The sequence below is a fragment of the Pseudomonas sp. IC_126 genome (assembly GCF_004331835.1).
Lineage (GTDB): Bacteria > Pseudomonadota > Gammaproteobacteria > Pseudomonadales > Pseudomonadaceae > Stutzerimonas.
In genome coordinates this window covers 67,187-83,019 of record NZ_SJSS01000007.1, presented here as the reverse complement: position 1 = coordinate 83,019, position 15,833 = coordinate 67,187, and the positions used below count along the sequence as shown (strand labels likewise).

14 protein-coding genes are annotated in these 15,833 nt (G+C 61.9%); 10 read left to right on the top strand and 4 right to left on the bottom strand.

The genetic code is table 11. From position 1 onward, the window contains the following. Positions 1 to 14: 14 nt before the first annotated feature. The 4 genes from E0D86_RS18810 to E0D86_RS18790 all read right to left on the bottom strand — a co-directional run bounded on the left by E0D86_RS18810 (position 15) and on the right by E0D86_RS18790 (position 4,463). Positions 15 to 1,355: a short-chain fatty acid transporter gene (locus E0D86_RS18810; RefSeq protein WP_131651575.1), complete on the bottom strand. Its 1,341-nt coding sequence runs from the start codon at positions 1,353 to 1,355 to the stop codon at positions 15 to 17. A 454-nt stretch (positions 1,356 to 1,809) separates the two neighbouring features. Next, positions 1,810 to 2,991: an acetyl-CoA C-acetyltransferase gene (locus E0D86_RS18800; RefSeq protein ID WP_131651573.1), complete on the bottom strand. Its 1,182-nt coding sequence runs from the start codon at positions 2,989 to 2,991 to the stop codon at positions 1,810 to 1,812. A 76-nt stretch (positions 2,992 to 3,067) separates the two neighbouring features. Continuing rightward, positions 3,068 to 3,727: a CoA transferase subunit B gene (locus tag E0D86_RS18795; protein ID WP_131651572.1), complete on the bottom strand. Its 660-nt coding sequence runs from the start codon at positions 3,725 to 3,727 to the stop codon at positions 3,068 to 3,070. A 37-nt stretch (positions 3,728 to 3,764) separates the two neighbouring features. Then, positions 3,765 to 4,463, bottom strand: a complete 699-nt coding sequence (locus E0D86_RS18790) for a CoA transferase subunit A (protein ID WP_131651571.1) — start codon at positions 4,461 to 4,463, stop codon at positions 3,765 to 3,767. Positions 4,464 to 4,616: 153 nt separating this feature from the next. On the opposite strand from E0D86_RS18790, the gene E0D86_RS18785 reads away from it, so the two are divergent. From E0D86_RS18785 to catC, 10 genes are all read left to right on the top strand, one after another. Beyond that, positions 4,617 to 5,513, top strand: a complete 897-nt coding sequence (locus E0D86_RS18785) for a LysR family transcriptional regulator (protein WP_131651570.1) — start codon at positions 4,617 to 4,619, stop codon at positions 5,511 to 5,513. Positions 5,514 to 5,716: 203 nt separating this feature from the next. After that, the gene (locus tag E0D86_RS18780) at positions 5,717 to 6,670 is read left to right on the top strand and encodes an AraC family transcriptional regulator (protein WP_131651705.1); all 954 of its coding nucleotides are present in this window, start codon (positions 5,717 to 5,719) and stop codon (positions 6,668 to 6,670) included. A 134-nt stretch (positions 6,671 to 6,804) separates the two neighbouring features. Further along, positions 6,805 to 8,736, top strand: a complete 1,932-nt coding sequence (locus tag E0D86_RS18775; protein ID WP_131651569.1) for a PAS domain-containing sensor histidine kinase — start codon at positions 6,805 to 6,807, stop codon at positions 8,734 to 8,736. A 226-nt stretch (positions 8,737 to 8,962) separates the two neighbouring features. Continuing rightward, positions 8,963 to 10,324 (top strand): benzoate 1,2-dioxygenase large subunit, encoded by a 1,362-nt coding sequence (gene benA / locus E0D86_RS18770; protein WP_131651568.1) that lies wholly within the window; start codon positions 8,963 to 8,965, stop codon positions 10,322 to 10,324. Further along, positions 10,325 to 10,813, top strand: a complete 489-nt coding sequence (benB, locus tag E0D86_RS18765) for a benzoate 1,2-dioxygenase small subunit (RefSeq protein WP_122078671.1) — start codon at positions 10,325 to 10,327, stop codon at positions 10,811 to 10,813. Between the two features lie 10 nt (positions 10,814 to 10,823). Next, a complete protein-coding gene (gene benC, locus E0D86_RS18760) occupies positions 10,824 to 11,834 on the top strand; it encodes a benzoate 1,2-dioxygenase electron transfer component BenC (protein ID WP_131651567.1) in 1,011 nt (336 codons plus the stop codon). A gap of 330 nt (positions 11,835 to 12,164) precedes the next feature. Continuing rightward, positions 12,165 to 12,944 (top strand): 1,6-dihydroxycyclohexa-2,4-diene-1-carboxylate dehydrogenase, encoded by a 780-nt coding sequence (locus E0D86_RS18755; RefSeq protein WP_131651566.1) that lies wholly within the window; start codon positions 12,165 to 12,167, stop codon positions 12,942 to 12,944. A gap of 61 nt (positions 12,945 to 13,005) precedes the next feature. Then, a complete protein-coding gene (locus E0D86_RS18750; RefSeq protein ID WP_131651565.1) occupies positions 13,006 to 14,349 on the top strand; it encodes an MFS transporter in 1,344 nt (447 codons plus the stop codon). Between the two features lie 28 nt (positions 14,350 to 14,377). Further along, positions 14,378 to 15,499, top strand: a complete 1,122-nt coding sequence (locus tag E0D86_RS18745) for a muconate cycloisomerase family protein (RefSeq protein ID WP_131651564.1) — start codon at positions 14,378 to 14,380, stop codon at positions 15,497 to 15,499. 16 nt (positions 15,500 to 15,515) lie between these two features. After that, positions 15,516 to 15,806 (top strand): muconolactone Delta-isomerase, encoded by a 291-nt coding sequence (gene catC, locus E0D86_RS18740; RefSeq protein ID WP_131651563.1) that lies wholly within the window; start codon positions 15,516 to 15,518, stop codon positions 15,804 to 15,806. The last annotated feature ends 27 nt before the right edge of the window (positions 15,807 to 15,833 follow it).

The window sequence follows — 15,833 nt, the reverse complement described above, 5'->3', positions numbered from 1 at the left end:
CTGCCCTGTTTCTATCAGCCAAGGAAATAGAAGCAGCCGGAAATGACCAAGCCTGAGTACACCAGGATCAACAGGCAGTAGCCCATGATGTCGCGCGCGCCGAGGCCGACGATGCCGAGGATCGGCAGCGCCCAGAACGGCTGGATCATATTGGTCCAGGCATCACCCCAGGCAATGGCCATGGCCGTCACCGCCGGCGTCACACCGAGCGCCTGGCCGGCCGGCAGCATGATCGGTCCTTGTACGGCCCACTGGCCGCCACCAGACGGTACGAAAACGTTGACCAGACCGGCACTGAGGAAGGCCAGCACCGGGAAGGTATCAGCCGACGACGAGGCGATGAACGACTCGGTGATCTGCTTGCCCAGCGACAGGCCCTCGGCGTTAGCGCCGACCATCATGCCCATGATTCCCGCGTAGAAGGGGAACTGGATGACGATGCCGCTGATCCCGCCAATACCGTCTTGCACTGCACGCATGTAGCGCTCGGGCGAGCCGTGCAGCAGCAGGCCGATGAAAAGGAACAGGCCGATGACGATATTGAGCGTCAGGGCGAAGCCGTTCTCGGCGAAGTAGTAAACGAAATACACCGCACCTAGCGCGACGATGATCAGGTTGAGGATGCGGCTGTCGTCCATGCGCTGGGCCAGCGTCTCGCGTGGCAGCGGCTGATGTTCCGGCTCCAGCAGCAGCGCGGGATCGGCAACTTTCGGCTGCTTGGGATGCATGGCCCAATTGAGGATCGGCAGGCCGATGACCAGCAGCGCGATGATGGTCAGGTTCAGGGTGGTGAACAGCGTATCGCCGACACCGATGGCACCGGTGATTACACCGCCGGTCATGCGCTCCAGGTCAGCGCCGCCAGTGGCGAGTGACAGCGGAACCGAGCCGGACAGGCCACCATGCCAGATGAGGAAGCCAGAATAGGCAGCGGCCACCAGCAGCGGATAGTCGACGCCTTTGACCTCACGTGCCAGCGCACGGGCGAAGACTGCACCGATCACCAGGCCGAAGCCCCAGTTGATCCAGGAACCGGCCAAGCCCACCAACGTGACCAGCACGATGGCGCGGCCAGGGGTGCGCGCGATGCGGGCCAGGCCCGCGAGTAGGCGGTGAATGGCCGGTGCGCTGGCAAGCGCGTGCCCGGTGACGAGAATCAGCGCCATCTGCATGGCGAAGGTGAGCAAATTCCAGAAGCCTGTGCCCCAGTGCTTCGCCATGGCCGGCAGGCCCTGACCGGTGACGAGCATGCTGGCGGCCAGCACGATGAGACTGAGAAGAATGGCGAAAACGAAGGGTGAGGGTAGGTATCGCTGTACGAGCTTTACGCTCAAAGAGGTAACGGCGCCGAGCATGGTTGTGATCCTGTGTTGTTTTCTTTGTTATGAGCGGCGCGCGTGCGTGGCGCGCGCCGTTATTTCATCGATGTATTCAGGCGGTTCTCAGGACCGCGGTTCAGAACCCTCCCTATGTGATTTGGTCTAGGGTCTGTTGCCGTTTCGTCGTGAGCCGCGTTGCTGCGCCAAATCTCGCCAGGCAAGACGCGGGACGCAGGTATTGGTGGTTCCCTTGCCAAGTCCCGCAACGCCGCATGGCGACATTTGCCGCGCAACCCTTCGGGCCGGGCCTGTTTTTGCGCGATGCGGCGTTTCTCGTCGCTCATTTGGAACAACCAAACTTCACTCCTCGTGCGATCTCCATGGATGGAGTGAATGCCGCAAGCCCGCCGGGAGCGGGCGCGGCCTTGCCTCGCGCAAAAACAGGCTCCGGCGCGGCCGCGCACGAAACGGCAACAGACCCTAGCGCCGTTCAGTTGCGTTCGATCGCCAGCGCAACACCCTGACCGCCACCGATGCACAGGGTGGCGAGGCCCTTTTTGGCGTCGCGGCGGATCATCTCGTGCAGCAGCGTCACCAGGATTCGGCAGCCCGACGCGCCAATGGGGTGACCGAGCGCGATGGCGCCGCCGTTGACGTTGACCTTGCTGGCATCCCAGCCCAATTCTTGACCGACCGACAGCGCCTGTGCGGCGAAGGCTTCGTTGGCTTCGATCAGGTCGAGCTCATCCAGCGACCAACCGGCTTTGTCCAGGCAGCGGCGTGTTGCCGAAACCGGCGCGATGCCCATGATCGCCGGGTCGACGCCCGCATTGGCGTACGCCTTGATCCGCGCCAGCACCGGCAGGCCAAGCGCCTTGGCCTTGTCCGCGCTCATCAGCAGCACGGCGGCGGCGCCGTCGTTGAGACTGGAGGCGTTACCGGCGGTGACCGAGCCGTCTTTCTTGAATGCGGCCCTGAGCTTGGCCAGCGCGTCGGCCGTGGTACCGGCACGCGGTTGCTCGTCGGCATCGAAGCGCAGCGGCTCGCCCTTGCGCTGAGGAATCTCGAATGGCGTGATTTCATCCTTGAAGCGACCGGCTTCGATGGCGGCGACGGCTTTCTGCTGCGACGAGGCGGCGAAGGCATCCTGTGCTTCACGGCTGATGCCGTACTTGTCGACCAGATTCTCGGCGGTGATGCCCATGTGGAAATCGTTGAAGGCATCCCAGAGACCGTCGCTGATCATCGAGTCGACCAGCTCGGCATGACCCATGCGCAAACCGGTACGGGCCTTGGGCAGGACGTAGGGTGCCAGACTCATGTTTTCCTGACCGCCAGCGATAATCACTTCGGCGTCGCCGCAGCGGATGGCTTGGGTGGCCAGGTGCAGCGCTTTGAGCCCCGAGCCGCAGACCTTGTTCAGCGTGAAGGACGGCACTTCGTGCGGCAGGCCGGCCTTGACCGAGGCCTGGCGCGCCGGGTTCTGACCGGCGCCAGCAGTCAGCACCTGGCCGAGAATCACTTCATCGACCTCGGAGGGATTCAGCCCAGTCTGTTCGAGCAGACGCTTGATCACGGCAGCGCCCAGGTCCGGCGCGGTGATGTTGGCCAGGGCGCCCTGAAAGGAGCCGATGGCGGTACGGGTGGCGGCAACGATGACGACGTCTTGCATGGCGAATCTCCTGGATTCAAAACGGGAAAAGCCCCGCGTGCGACCAGCGCACCGCGAGGCCCTGTTCGGCGCTTGATCAGCCGAAGGTCATTTCCGGTACATGATCAGGCACTACCAGTTCACCGGCGGTCTTGGCGATGATCTCCTCGACGCTCACGCCGGGGGCGCGTTCCTTGAGGATGAAGGCACCGTTCTCGATTTCAAGATAGGCCAGATCGGTCAGCACGCGCTTGATGCAGCCGGCGCCGGTCAGCGGCAGGGTGCACTTGGGCAGTAGCTTGGACTCGCCGTCCTTCGAGGCGTGGGTCATCAGTACGATGATGTTCTCGGCGCCAGCGACCAGGTCCATCGCGCCGCCCATGCCCTTGACCAGCTTGCCCGGGATCATCCAGGAGGCGATGTTGCCCTGTACGTCGACTTCGAAAGCACCGAGTACGGTGAGGTCGATGTGCCCGCCGCGGATCATCGCGAAGGATTCGGCAGAGTTGAAAATGGAGGCGCCGACGCGGGCGGTGACGGTCTGCTTGCCGGCGTTGATCATGTCAGCGTCGAGCTCCTGCTCGGTAGGGAAGGCGCCCATGCCGAGCAGGCCGTTCTCCGATTGCAGCATCACTTCCATACCTTCGGGCACGTAGTTGGCGACCAGCGTCGGGATGCCGATGCCGAGGTTTACGTAGTAGCCGTCCTGCAATTCATGAGCGACGCGCTGGGCCATTTGTTCGCGGGTTAAAGCCATGGTCTTGATCTCTTATTCTTTGAACCAATGAGGGATTTCAGCTGCGGACGGTGCGCTTCTCGATGCGCTTTTCGAAGGTGCCGCAGATGATGCGGTCGACGTAGATGCCGGGGGTATGGATCTGGGTGGGATCGATTTCGCCGGGCTCGACGATTTCCTCGACTTCGACCACGGTGATCTTCCCTGCGGCTGCGGCCAGCGGATTGAAGTTCTGCGCGGTATGGCGGTAGATGACGTTGCCGTAGCGGTCGGCCTTCCAGCCTTTGACGATGGCGAAGTCGCCGGTGATGGCGTGTTCGAGAATGTGTGGACGACCGTTGAATTCGCGCACGTCCTTGCCTTCGGCGATGGGTGTGCCGTAGCCGGTCGCGGTATAGAAGGCCGGAATGCCGGCGCCGCCCGCGCGCATCTTCTCGGCCAGCGTGCCTTGAGGTGTCAGCTCGACTTCCAGCTCGCCATTGAGCAGCTGCTTTTCGAACAACGCGTTTTCGCCCACGTAGGAGGCGATCATCTTGCTGATCTGCCGGTCTTCCAGCAGCACGCCGAGGCCGAAACCGTCGACGCCGCAGTTATTGGAAACCACCGTCAGATCGCGAGTGCCCTTGCGCTTGATCTCGGCGATCAGGTTCTCCGGGATGCCGCACAGACCGAAACCGCCAGCCAGTACGGTCATGCCGTCCTGCAGCCCTTCAAGGGCTTCGGCATAGGTGCTGACGCGTTTGTCGAAACCAGCCATAAACCATTCCTTCTTGTTGTTGGTAGTCGTTGAATCCGAGTGTCTGCGTCGCGATTAGATTTGTTAAGTTGATTTTTAAGCGTTATTAATTGACTAAACAGAATAATCCAGCGGCTGCTGTTCGCTGCTGCACCTCGATCCGGATGCAAATCGATGACCATCAAACAGCTGCGCGCCTTTCTTGCCGTGGCGCATACCTTAAGCTTCGCGCAGGCCGGTGAGCGTCTACACCTATCGCAATCGGCGCTGAGCCTGACGATCAAATCCCTGGAGGACGGATTAGGCGGGCGGTTGTTCAGCCGCACCACCCGCGCGGTGAGCCTGACGCCGGAAGGTGAAGCCCTGCTGCCGCTGGCGCGTCGATTGCTGGCTGATTGGGATAACGCCGAGGACGAGCTGCGTCAGCGCTTCACTCTGAAGCAGGGGCGCGTGGCGCTGGCTTCGATGCCCTCGTTTGCCGGCAACCTGTTACCGGCCGTGCTCGGCACCTTTCGCCAGCAATATCCATCGATCAGCGTCACCGTGCATGACGTGATCAACGAGCAGGTGATGGACATGGTTCGCGACCGGCAGGTCGAGCTGGGCATCGCCTTCGAGCCCGAACCCACCACGCCGCTGAGTTTCACGCCTCTGTACACGGATCGCTTCGTGGCTGTGGTGCCCGCCGACTCGGCGCTGGCGAGCCAGGCCGAAGTGAGTTGGGAGGCGCTGCTGCAGCAACCCTTTATCACCTTGCAGCGGCCTTCCACCGTGCGCTTCATGCTGGAAGACCACCTGCGCCAGCGCGGGCGCAGCCTGCCCGTGCAGCTTGAAAGTCATCAGCTGGCAACGGTTGGGCGCATGGTCGCCAGTGGCTTGGGCGTGAGCGCCGTGCCGGCGCTGTGCCGCGAGCAGATGCTGGAAGTCGGGGCTTGTTGTGTCGCGCTGGGTGATCCGGTGATCGAGAAACCGGTGGGCATACTGACCAAGCCCGGCCACGAGCTCTCGGTCGCCGCCCAGGCCATCGCCGATACCCTGCGTGCCTCTACGAGTTATCCCGGCACGGCTTGAAGCGAGCGCTCCGCTGGTCGGGTAACGCCGAAAATGTGCGGTTACCGGCCGGTCGGCTGTTGGCCGTTGGTCCAATCACCTATTGTGCTCGGACGCGTTATCGTTGATTTGAATCAAGTCCGGGTGGCAGGCTGCACCCATGGCTGGACTGGCGACCGGCAATCAATGCCGGCGTAACTATAAAAATAGCGAGTGCCTTGATGATGGATAGTCTGCTGAAAGAGCGAAGCATGATTTTCGATCGCGCCGATCCTCACGCGGTGTCCGAGTACGTCAATCAGCACGTCGGTTCGCATTGCATCCAGCTACCCCGCACCGGTAACCCCCAGGCCAGCCTGAGCCATTGCAAGTTCGGCAATCTCGACCTTTGCCAGTTGAGTTATGGCGGCAGCGTGCACGTTACCTCGCAGGCGCTGGAAACCATCTATCACCTACAACTGCTGCAGCGCGGACATTGCCTCTGGCGTGGCCGCGGTCAGGAGCATTACTTCACGCCAGGTGAGTTGCTGCTGATCAACCCGGACGATCCGGTCGACCTGACCTATTCCGACGATTGCGAAAAACTCATCGTCAAAGTACCCGCATCCTTTCTGGAAAAGGCCTGTACCGAGAACCAGTGGCGGGCGCCGAGCGAAGGCATTCGCTTTGCCGCCAACCGCTACGAACTCAAGCAGCTCGATGGCATCGAAAGCCTGCTCGGACTGATCTGCCAGGAGGCCGAAGCCGAGCACTGCATTCCGCAGCTGCAAGAGCAGTACAGCCGCATCATCGCCTCGAAGCTGCTGTGCACGCTGGCCAACAACATCTACCGCGAGCCCTTGAACGAGAGCTGCCCTTCGTTCGGCCGCATTACCGACTATATAGACGAGCATCTGAAGAAAGACATTTCGGTCGAGCAGCTGGCGCAGCTGGCCAACATGAGTCCGCGCTCGCTGTACATGTTGTTCGATCGGAAGGTCGGCACCACGCCGAAGTCCTACATCCGCCAGCGCAAACTGGAGCAGATCCACGGACGGCTGAGCGACCCTTCGGACAAGGTGCGCAATATCACCGAGATCGCGATGGACTATGGCTTTCTGCATCTCGGACGTTTCTCGGAAACCTACAAGAGTACTTTCGGCGAACTGCCCTCCGACACCCTGCGCAAGCATCACTGAAGCGACTGCTCGACTCCACAGGTGCGCCGAGGGCGCAGTTGAGCACTTTGGCTCGGCTTCACAACGTCACTCCTTTCTTTTAAATGCTTGGCTAACCATAATCCTGACCAAATCACTCGGGTGTAGGTACTTCAATGCAAGGCACGGCATCTTCGGATGTGTCGATTACCGCGCCGGAGCGTTATCGGCTACTTATCGATGCAGTGACCGACTACGCCATCTATATGCTTGATGTCGACGGCAAGATTGCAAGCTGGAACACCGGTGCGAGACGCTTCAAGGGGTACGAAGAGGCCGAAGTGATCGGCCAGCATTTCTCCCGCTTTTATACCGACGACGACCGTGCCGCAGGATTACCTCAGCGCGCACTGGACATTGCAGCAGCCGAGGGTCGCTTCGAAGGGGAGGGCTGGCGTGTGCGCAAGGATGGCACGCGCTTCTGGTGTCACGTGGTGATTGATCCAATCTGGTCGCCCACTGGCAGTTTGCTCGGCTTTGCCAAGGTCACCCGCGATCTGACCGAGCGCAAGCTGGTCGAAGAATCGCTGAAGCAGAGCGAACAGCAGTTTCGCTTGTTGGTGCAGGGCGTCACTGATTACGCCATCTACATGCTTGATCCGACAGGGCGGGTGACCAACTGGAACATGGGTGCCCAGCGCATCAAGGGCTATCTGCCCGACGAGATTATCGGACAGCACTATTCCGCTTTTTTTACTGCTGAAGACCGAGAGAACGGCGCTCCGCAGCGCGGTCTCGATACGGCGTTGCGTGAAGGGCGGTTCGAAAGTCAGGGCCTGCGTGTGCGCAAGGACGGCACGCGCTTCTGGGCCAGCGTGGTTGTCGATCCGATCCGCAGTGAGACGGGCACTCTTATAGGTTTCGCCAAGATTACCCGCGACATCACCGAAACCGTCGAGGCCCAGCGCGAGCTGGAAGAGGCGCGGGAGGCGCTGTTCCAGTCACAGAAATTGGAATCCTTAGGCCGATTGACCGGAGGCATCGCCCACGACTTCAATAATCTTCTGATGGCCGTACTGGGCGGGTTGGAGATTGTGCGCCGGCGAGTGCCTGACGATCCGCGAATCGTCCCGTTGCTGGACAACGCCATTCGCGGTGCCCAGCGCGGCGTCTCCCTGTCCCAGCGCATGCTGGCCTTTGCGCGGCGCCAGGAACTCAATCTCGAACTGGTCGATGCGCCGGTTCTGGTACGTGATATGGCCGATCTGCTCCAGCAATCGCTTGGCCCTCGGATTCAGATCGAAACCCGTTTTCCTCTCTCACTCAAACCCGTCCTGGCGGATGCCAACCAGATCGAACTGGCACTTCTCAACCTGGCGGTAAATGCCCGGGACGCCATGCCTGAGGGCGGCACCGTCACCATCTCGGCGCGTGAACACCGACTCGACTCAAAGGATGGCGGACTGGAACCCGGAGACTATCTCTGCCTGGCCTTGGCCGATGAGGGCGAGGGCATGGACGAGGCGACGCTCGAACGTGCAACGGAGCCGTTTTTCACCACCAAAGGCGTCGGTAAAGGCACGGGGCTGGGACTTTCAATGGTCCATGGCCTTGCCGCGCAGTCTGGTGGCGGTTTGGTGCTCAAAAGCGAGAAGGGGCGCGGCACCACCGCTGAGCTGTGGCTGCCGCTTGCCGCGGGTGGCGGTATGCCGGCTGAAGCTGAACAGTCGCAGACGTCCGAGTCGCATTACCCTGTGGCGCTCAGCGTACTGGCGGTGGATGACGACCCCCTTGTATTGATGACGACCGGCGCGATGCTCGAGGAGCTTGGTTGCCATGTGTACGAGGCGGAGTCAGCGAAGCAGGCGATGGAAATCCTCGCGCAGAACAGGGTTCAGCTAGTGCTGACCGATCAGGCCATGCCTCAAATGACCGGCACACAGCTGGCCGAAGTCATCAGGCAGCGGTATCCAGCCCTGCCAGTGATCCTTGTCACTGGTTATGCCGACCAGCCAACCGGGTTGGCAGGCGACCTGCCCAGGCTCGGCAAGCCCTTCACTCAGGATGACCTGGCGCAGAGCATCGCTGCGGTGATGAGCCAACCCTGACGGCCGACCCTAGGGCCAGCTCTGACTGGGTTGGCCCACGCCCCGCCTATTTCACTCCTTCCGTTTATACCTCCTGATTCTTAGTCATATTCGCTTACAGGAACGGATCGATCCGCCTGTTGTTTTGCAGAAAACGGATAGAGGTCCTGCAGAAAACGGATATTGATACCCCTCCCAGCGCCTTAGCCTTCATCACGTAGAAACAATAACAATGGAGGCCCCGGCCATGGCCCTGGGATTCGATTACCTTGATTCGCTTGTTGAAGACGACAAAGAAAAGGGCATCTTCCGCTGCAAGCGCGAGATGTTCACCGACGAGCGCCTGTTCGATCTGGAGATGAAGCACATCTTCGAGGGCAACTGGATCTACCTCGCCCACGAAAGTCAGATTCCCGAGAAGAACGACTACTACACGACCTACATGGGTCGGCAGCCGATCTTCATCGCGCGCAACAAGGACGGCGAGCTCAACGCCTTTATCAATGCCTGCAGCCATCGCGGTGCGATGCTGTGTCGCTTCAAGAGCGGCAACAAGGCCACCTATACCTGCCCGTTCCACGGCTGGACCTTCAACAACTCCGGCAAGCTGCTCAAGGTCAAGGATCCCAAGGAAGCCGGCTACCCGGACAGCTTCAACTGCGACGGCTCCCACGACCTGAAGAAGATCGCCCGCTTCGAGTCCTATCGCGGCTTCCTGTTCGGCAGCCTGCGTGAAGATGTCGCCCCGCTGGAAGAATTTCTCGGCGAGTCGCGCAAGATCATCGACATGGTGGTCGACCAGTCGCCGGATGGCATCGAAGTGCTGCGTGGCTCCTCCAGCTACGTCTTCGGCGGCAACTGGAAGCTGACCGCCGAGAACGGCGCGGACGGCTACCACGTCACCGCCGTGCACTGGAACTACGCCGCGACCCAGAACCAGCGCAAATTGCGCGAGGCCGGCGAAGAAATCCGCACCATGAGTGCCGGCGGCTGGGGCAAGAAAGGCGGTGGCTTCTATTCCTTCGAGAACGGCCACCTTTTGCTCTGGACGCGCTGGGACAACCCTGAAGACCGTCCGCTGTACAGCCGCCGCGACGAGCTGGTCGCCGAAGTCGGCGAGGCTCGTGCCGACTGGATGATCGGCAACTCGCGCAACCTCTGCCTCTACCCGAACCTCTACCTGATGGACCAGTTCGGATCGCAGCTGCGCATCGCCCGGCCGATCTCGGTCGACGAGACCGAAGTCACCATCTACTGCATCGCGCCCAAGGGCGAGAGTGCCGAGGCGCGTGCCCGCCGCATTCGCCAGTACGAAGACTTCTTCAACGTCAGCGGCATGGCCACGCCGGACGACCTCGAGGAATTCCGCGCCTGCCAGGCCGGCTTCCAGGGCCGCGCCATGGAATGGAACGACATGTCCCGTGGCGCCAAGCACTGGATCGAAGGCGCCGATGAGGGAGCCAAGGAAATCGATCTGCATCCCTTGCTCAGCGGCGTCCGCTCCGAGGACGAAGGCCTGTTCGTCATGCAGCACCAGTACTGGCAGCAGCAGATGATCAAGGCCGTGAAGGCGGAACAGGATCAGCTGATCCACGTGGAGGGCGCATAGATGACCATTTCCTATGAAGCCGCGCGCGACTTTCTCTACCGCGAGGCGCGCTATCTCGACGACAAGGAGTGGGACGCCTGGCTCGAACTCTACGCGCCGGATGCCAGTTTCTGGATGCCGGCCTGGGATGATCGCGACCAGTTGACCGAAGACCCCCAGAGCGAAATCTCGCTGATCTGGTACGGCAACCGCAGTGGCCTGGAAGACCGCGTGTTCCGCATCAAGACCGAACGCTCCAGCGCCACCATCCCGGACACTCGCACCACCCACAACATCAGCAATCTCGAGCTGCTCGAGCAGGCCGATGGCTTCTGCAAGCTGCGCTACAACTGGCACACGATGAGCTTCCGCTACAAGACGGTCGATCACTTCTATGGCACCAACTTCTACACCCTGGATGTGCGCGGCGAGAACCCGCTGATCAAGGCCAAGAAGGTTGTGCTGAAGAACGACTACATCCGCCAGATGATCGACGTGTACCACCTGTGAGGGCGCAGCCATGACCTACAACATCGCACTGAATTTCGAAGACGGCGTAACCCGCTTCATCGAAACCAACCTCGGCGAAACCGTGGCCGACGCCGCCTACCGCCAGGGCATCAACATCCCGCTGGATTGCCGTGACGGCGCTTGCGGTGCCTGCAAGTGCTTCGCCGAAGCCGGCCGCTACGACCTCGGCGAGGAATACATCGAGGATGCGCTCAGCGAAGATGAAGCCGAACAGGGTTACGTGCTGACCTGCCAGATGCGCGCCGAGAGCGATTGCGTGATCCGCGTACCGGCCTCCTCGCAGGTGTGCAAGACCGAGCAGGTCTGTTTCGAAGCCGCCATCAGCGGTGTCCGCCAGCTGTCCGAAAGCACCATCGCGCTGTCGGTCAAGGGCGAGGCCCTGAACCAGCTGGCGTTCCTGCCGGGGCAGTACGTTAACCTCAAGGTGCCGGGCAGCGATCAGAGCCGGGCCTATTCCTTCAGCTCGCTCCCCAGGGATGGCGAAGTCAGCTTCCTGATCCGTAACGTGCCAGGCGGGCTGATGAGCAGCTTCCTTACCGGCCTGGCCAAGGCGGGCGACAGCCTGACCCTGGCTGGCCCGCTGGGCAGCTTCTATCTGCGCGATATCAAGCGTCCGCTGCTGTTGCTGGCGGGCGGCACGGGCCTCGCGCCATTCACCGCCATGCTGGAGAAGATCGCCGAGCAGGGCAGCGAGCATCCGCTGCATCTGATCTACGGCGTGACCCTCGATCACGATCTGGTGGAAATGGACAAGCTCGAAGCCTTCGCCGCGCGCATCCCCAACTTCACCTACAGCGCCTGCGTGGCCAGCCCCGACAGCGCTTATCCGCAAAAGGGCTACGTCACCCAGCACATCGAGCCGAAGCACCTTAACGACGGCGAGGTGGACATCTATCTCTGCGGCCCGCCGCCGATGGTGGAGGCGGTCAGCCAGTTCATCCGTGAACAGGGTCTGCAGCCAGCGAACTTCTATTACGAGAAATTCGCCGCCAGCGCCTAGTTCCCATGCTCCAGCGTGGGAACCCTGGTTGCGACGCACTGCCGGGACGTGGAGCGTCCGGGGCGGCATTCCACGCGGAGCGTTGGAACGATCAACGTCGCAGTTCAAATTTGTAGGGTGGGCTTCAGCCCACCAATGGGGTGCTGGCGGTGGGCTAAAGCCCACCCTACGGTACTGATTGAGACGCTCTGCGTCGGTTGCTAGAGAGCTGAGACGCGGAGCGCCCAGGGCTGGCGTTCCCACGCGGAGTGGGAACGATCAGCAAGCCGGCGGTGGCGTCAGCCGCGAAGATGTTACGAGCACTACGGATGTATCTGTTGAGGTAACCCAATGAACATGCGTTTCCAAAATAAAGTTGCGGTAATCACCGGTGCCGCCCAAGGCATCGGTCGGCGCGTTGCCGAGCGGATGGCCGAGGAGGGCGGATGCCTGCTGCTGGTCGATCGCTCCGAGCTGGTCCACGAACTGGCCGACGAGCTCGGCGCCAAAGGCGCGCAAGTCCTGACGATGACCGCTGATCTGGAGCAGTTCGCCGATTGCCATCGCGTGATGGACGCCGCCAAGACCCATTACGGCCGCCTCGACATTCTAATCAACAACGTTGGCGGCACCATCTGGGCCAAGCCGTTCGAGCATTACCAGGAGCACGAGATCGAGGCGGAAGTACGCCGTTCGCTGTTCCCGACCCTGTGGTGCTGTCACGCCGCCTTGCCGCACATGCTGGAGCAGGGCGCCGGCGCCATCGTCAACGTCTCTTCCATCGCCACTCGCAGCCTCAACCGCGTGCCCTACGGCGCAGCCAAGGGCGGCGTGAACGCGCTGACCGCCTGCCTGGCCTTCGAGAATGCCCAGCGCGGCATTCGCGTCAACGCCACCGCACCGGGCGGCACCGAGGCGCCGCCACGGCGCATTCCGCGCAATACGGCCGAGCAGAGCGAGCAGGAGAAGGTCTGGTACCAACAGATCGTCGACCAGACCGTCGATTCCACGCTGATGAAGCGCTACGGAACCATCGACGAGCAGGCCGGCGCCATCCTCTTCCTGGCCTCCGATGACGCCTCCTACATCACCGGCGTGACCCTGCCGGTGGGCGGTGGGGATCAGGGCTGATCACGATTCCCGGCACTAACGACACGCAGTTTCTACAACAAAAACAATAGAGAGCCTTGCCATGCGAAAAGTAGATGTTCACGAAATCATCGATAACGCCCGCTTCAGCCAGTTTCACTGGCTGGTCATGTGCCTGTGCGCATTGCTGCTGATTTTCGACGGCTATGACCTGTTCATCTACGGCGTGGTCCTGCCTGTGATCATGCAGGAATGGGGGCTGACCCCGCTGCAGGCCGGCGCGCTGGGCAGTTACGCGCTGTTCGGCATGATGTTCGGCGCGCTGATCTTCGGCACCCTGGCTGACCGCATCGGACGCAAGAAGGGCATCGCGATCTGCTTTCTGCTGTTCAGCGCGGCGACCGTGCTCAACGGCTTTGCCAGCACGCCAACGGAGTTCGGCATCTTCCGCTTCCTGGCCGGTCTCGGTTGCGGCGGGCTGATGCCCAACGTCGTTGCGCTGATGAACGAATACGCGCCGAAGAAGCTGCGCAGCACCCTGGTGGCGATCATGTTCAGCGGCTACTCGCTGGGTGGCATGTTCTCCGCCGGGCTGGGCATCTACATGCTGCCGCGCTTCGGCTGGGAGGCGATGTTCTTCGCCGCCGCCGTGCCGCTGTTGTTGCTGCCGGTGATTCTCTGGAAGCTGCCCGAATCGGTGGGTTTCCTGGTGCGCCAGGGCCGTACCGAACAGGCCCGTAAGCTGCTCAACCAGATCGAACCGAGCCTTGCCCTCAGCGCCAGCGACGAGCTGGTGATGAACGAAGTGAAGGGCAAGAGCGCTTCGGTGCTGGAACTGTTCCGCGACGGCCGCGGCGTGCGCACCCTGTCGATCTGGATCGCGTTCTTCTGCTGCCTGCTGATGGTCTACGCGCTGGGCTCCTGGCTGCCGAAGCTGATGGCTAACGCCGGTTACAGCCTGGGGTCGAGCCTGTCGTTCCTGGTGGCGCTGAATCTGGGTGGCATGTTCGGTGCGATTCTCGGCGGCTGGCTGGGCGATCGCTTCAATCTGGCCAAGGTCGTGGTGGCCTTCTTCGCAGTATCGGTGGTGTCCATCAGCCTGCTGGGCTTCAAAACGCCGATGCCGGTGCTCTACGCGCTGATCACCATCGCCGGCGCCACCGTCATTGGCACGCAGATTCTGCTGTACGCAGCCGCTGCGCAATTCTACGGCTTGTCGATTCGCTCCACCGGCCTTGGCTGGGCGTCCGGTATCGGCCGCAACGGCGCCATCGTCGGTCCGTTGTTGGGCGGGGCGCTGCTGGGCATCAACCTGCCGCTGCAACTGAATTTCATGGCCTTCGCGATTCCAGGCGTGATCGCTGCGTTGGCCATGACCGTTTTCGCCGTTTCCGGGCAGCGCAGCAGCAATGGCGTGCCAGCCGGTCTGTCGGCGGCGAAAGCCTGATTACTGAACCAGAACTCCGGGAGCCGATATGAGCCACACCCTGATCGAAAGCAGCGATGCCGTCATCGTCGATCTGCCCACCATCCGCCCGCACAAGCTGGCGATGCACACCATGCAGCAGCAGACGCTGGTGATCATCCGCGTGCGTTGCAGCGACGGTATCGAAGGCATTGGTGAGTCCACCACCATCGGTGGCCTGGCCTACGGCAACGAAAGCCCGGAGAGCATCAAGACCAACATCGACAGCCACCTCGGCCCGCTGCTGGTCGGCCAGGATGCGGCCAATATCAATGCCGCCATGCTGCGCCTGGACAAGGCGGCCAAGGGCAACACCTTCGCCAAGTCCGGCCTGGAAAGCGCGCTGCTCGATGCCCAGGGCAAGCGCCTGGGGCTGCCGGTCAGCGAGCTGCTCGGCGGGCGAGTGCGCGACAGCCTGGAAGTCGCCTGGACGTTGGCCAGCGGCGATACCGACAAGGACATCGCCGAAGCCGAGCAGATGCTCGACATCCGCCGCCACCGGATCTTCAAGCTGAAGATCGGCGCCAACGATGTGAACGCCGACCTCAAGCACGTCATCGCCATCAAGAAGGCGCTGGGTGAGCGCGCCAGCGTGCGCGTCGACGTCAACCAGTACTGGGACGAGTCCCAGGCCATACGTGCCTGCCAGGTGCTGGGCGACAACGGCATCGACCTGATCGAGCAGCCGATCTCGCGCATCAATCGCGCCGGTCAGGTGCGCCTGAACCAGCGCAGCCCGGCGCCGATCATGGCCGACGAATCCATCGAGAGCGTGGAAGACGCCTTCAGCCTCGCCGCCGACGGCGCCGCCAGCATCTTCGCCCTGAAAATCGCCAAGAACGGCGGCCCACGCGCTGTATTGCGCACCGCGCAGATCGCCGAGGCGGCCGGCATCGCCCTCTACGGCGGGACCATGCTCGAAGGCGCCATCGGCACCCTGGCCTCCGCCCATGCCTTCGTCACCCTGAACAAACTCACTTGGGGCACCGAGCTGTTCGGGCCGCTGCTGCTCACCGAAGAAATCGTCAGCGAGGCGCCGGTCTATCGCGACTTCCAGCTGGAAGTGCCGCGCACGCCCGGCCTCGGCCTGACTCTGGACGAAGAGCGCCTGGCGTTCTTCAGCCGCAAGTAAAACGGAGGTTGGAAAAATGCTGTTCCACGTAAAGATGATCGTGAAGTTGCCGGTGGACATGGACCCGGCCAAGGCCGCCAAGCTCAAGGCCGACGAGAAGGAACTGGCCCAGGGCTTGATGCGCGAGGGCAAGTGGCGCCACCTGTGGCGTATCGCCGGCCAATATGCGAACTACAGCGTGTTCGACGTGGCCAGCGTGCAGGAACTGCACGACACCCTGATGCAGCTGCCGCTGTTCCCCTACATGGATATCGAAGTCGAGGCGCTATGCCGCCATCCGTCGTCGATCCGTGAAGACGATAGCTGACAATCGCGTGAAGGCCGGGGTCCGCTC

What these genes read in the sequence shown, in the direction of transcription:
- E0D86_RS18810 (WP_131651575.1), bottom strand. Translation starts at nt 1,355, where the DNA reads ATGCTCGGCGCCGTTACCTCTTTGAGCGTAAAGCTCGTACAGCGATAC.
- E0D86_RS18800 (WP_131651573.1), bottom strand. Translation starts at nt 2,991, where the DNA reads ATGCAAGACGTCGTCATCGTTGCCGCCACCCGTACCGCCATCGGCTCC.
- E0D86_RS18795 (WP_131651572.1), bottom strand. Translation starts at nt 3,727, where the DNA reads ATGGCTTTAACCCGCGAACAAATGGCCCAGCGCGTCGCTCATGAATTG.
- E0D86_RS18790 (WP_131651571.1), bottom strand. Translation starts at nt 4,463, where the DNA reads ATGGCTGGTTTCGACAAACGCGTCAGCACCTATGCCGAAGCCCTTGAA.
- E0D86_RS18785 (WP_131651570.1), top strand. Translation starts at nt 4,617, where the DNA reads ATGACCATCAAACAGCTGCGCGCCTTTCTTGCCGTGGCGCATACCTTA.
- E0D86_RS18780 (WP_131651705.1), top strand. Translation starts at nt 5,717, where the DNA reads ATGGATAGTCTGCTGAAAGAGCGAAGCATGATTTTCGATCGCGCCGAT.
- E0D86_RS18775 (WP_131651569.1), top strand. Translation starts at nt 6,805, where the DNA reads ATGCAAGGCACGGCATCTTCGGATGTGTCGATTACCGCGCCGGAGCGT.
- benA (WP_131651568.1), top strand. Translation starts at nt 8,963, where the DNA reads ATGGCCCTGGGATTCGATTACCTTGATTCGCTTGTTGAAGACGACAAA.
- benB (WP_122078671.1), top strand. Translation starts at nt 10,325, where the DNA reads ATGACCATTTCCTATGAAGCCGCGCGCGACTTTCTCTACCGCGAGGCG.
- benC (WP_131651567.1), top strand. Translation starts at nt 10,824, where the DNA reads ATGACCTACAACATCGCACTGAATTTCGAAGACGGCGTAACCCGCTTC.
- E0D86_RS18755 (WP_131651566.1), top strand. Translation starts at nt 12,165, where the DNA reads ATGAACATGCGTTTCCAAAATAAAGTTGCGGTAATCACCGGTGCCGCC.
- E0D86_RS18750 (WP_131651565.1), top strand. Translation starts at nt 13,006, where the DNA reads ATGCGAAAAGTAGATGTTCACGAAATCATCGATAACGCCCGCTTCAGC.
- E0D86_RS18745 (WP_131651564.1), top strand. Translation starts at nt 14,378, where the DNA reads ATGAGCCACACCCTGATCGAAAGCAGCGATGCCGTCATCGTCGATCTG.
- catC (WP_131651563.1), top strand. Translation starts at nt 15,516, where the DNA reads ATGCTGTTCCACGTAAAGATGATCGTGAAGTTGCCGGTGGACATGGAC.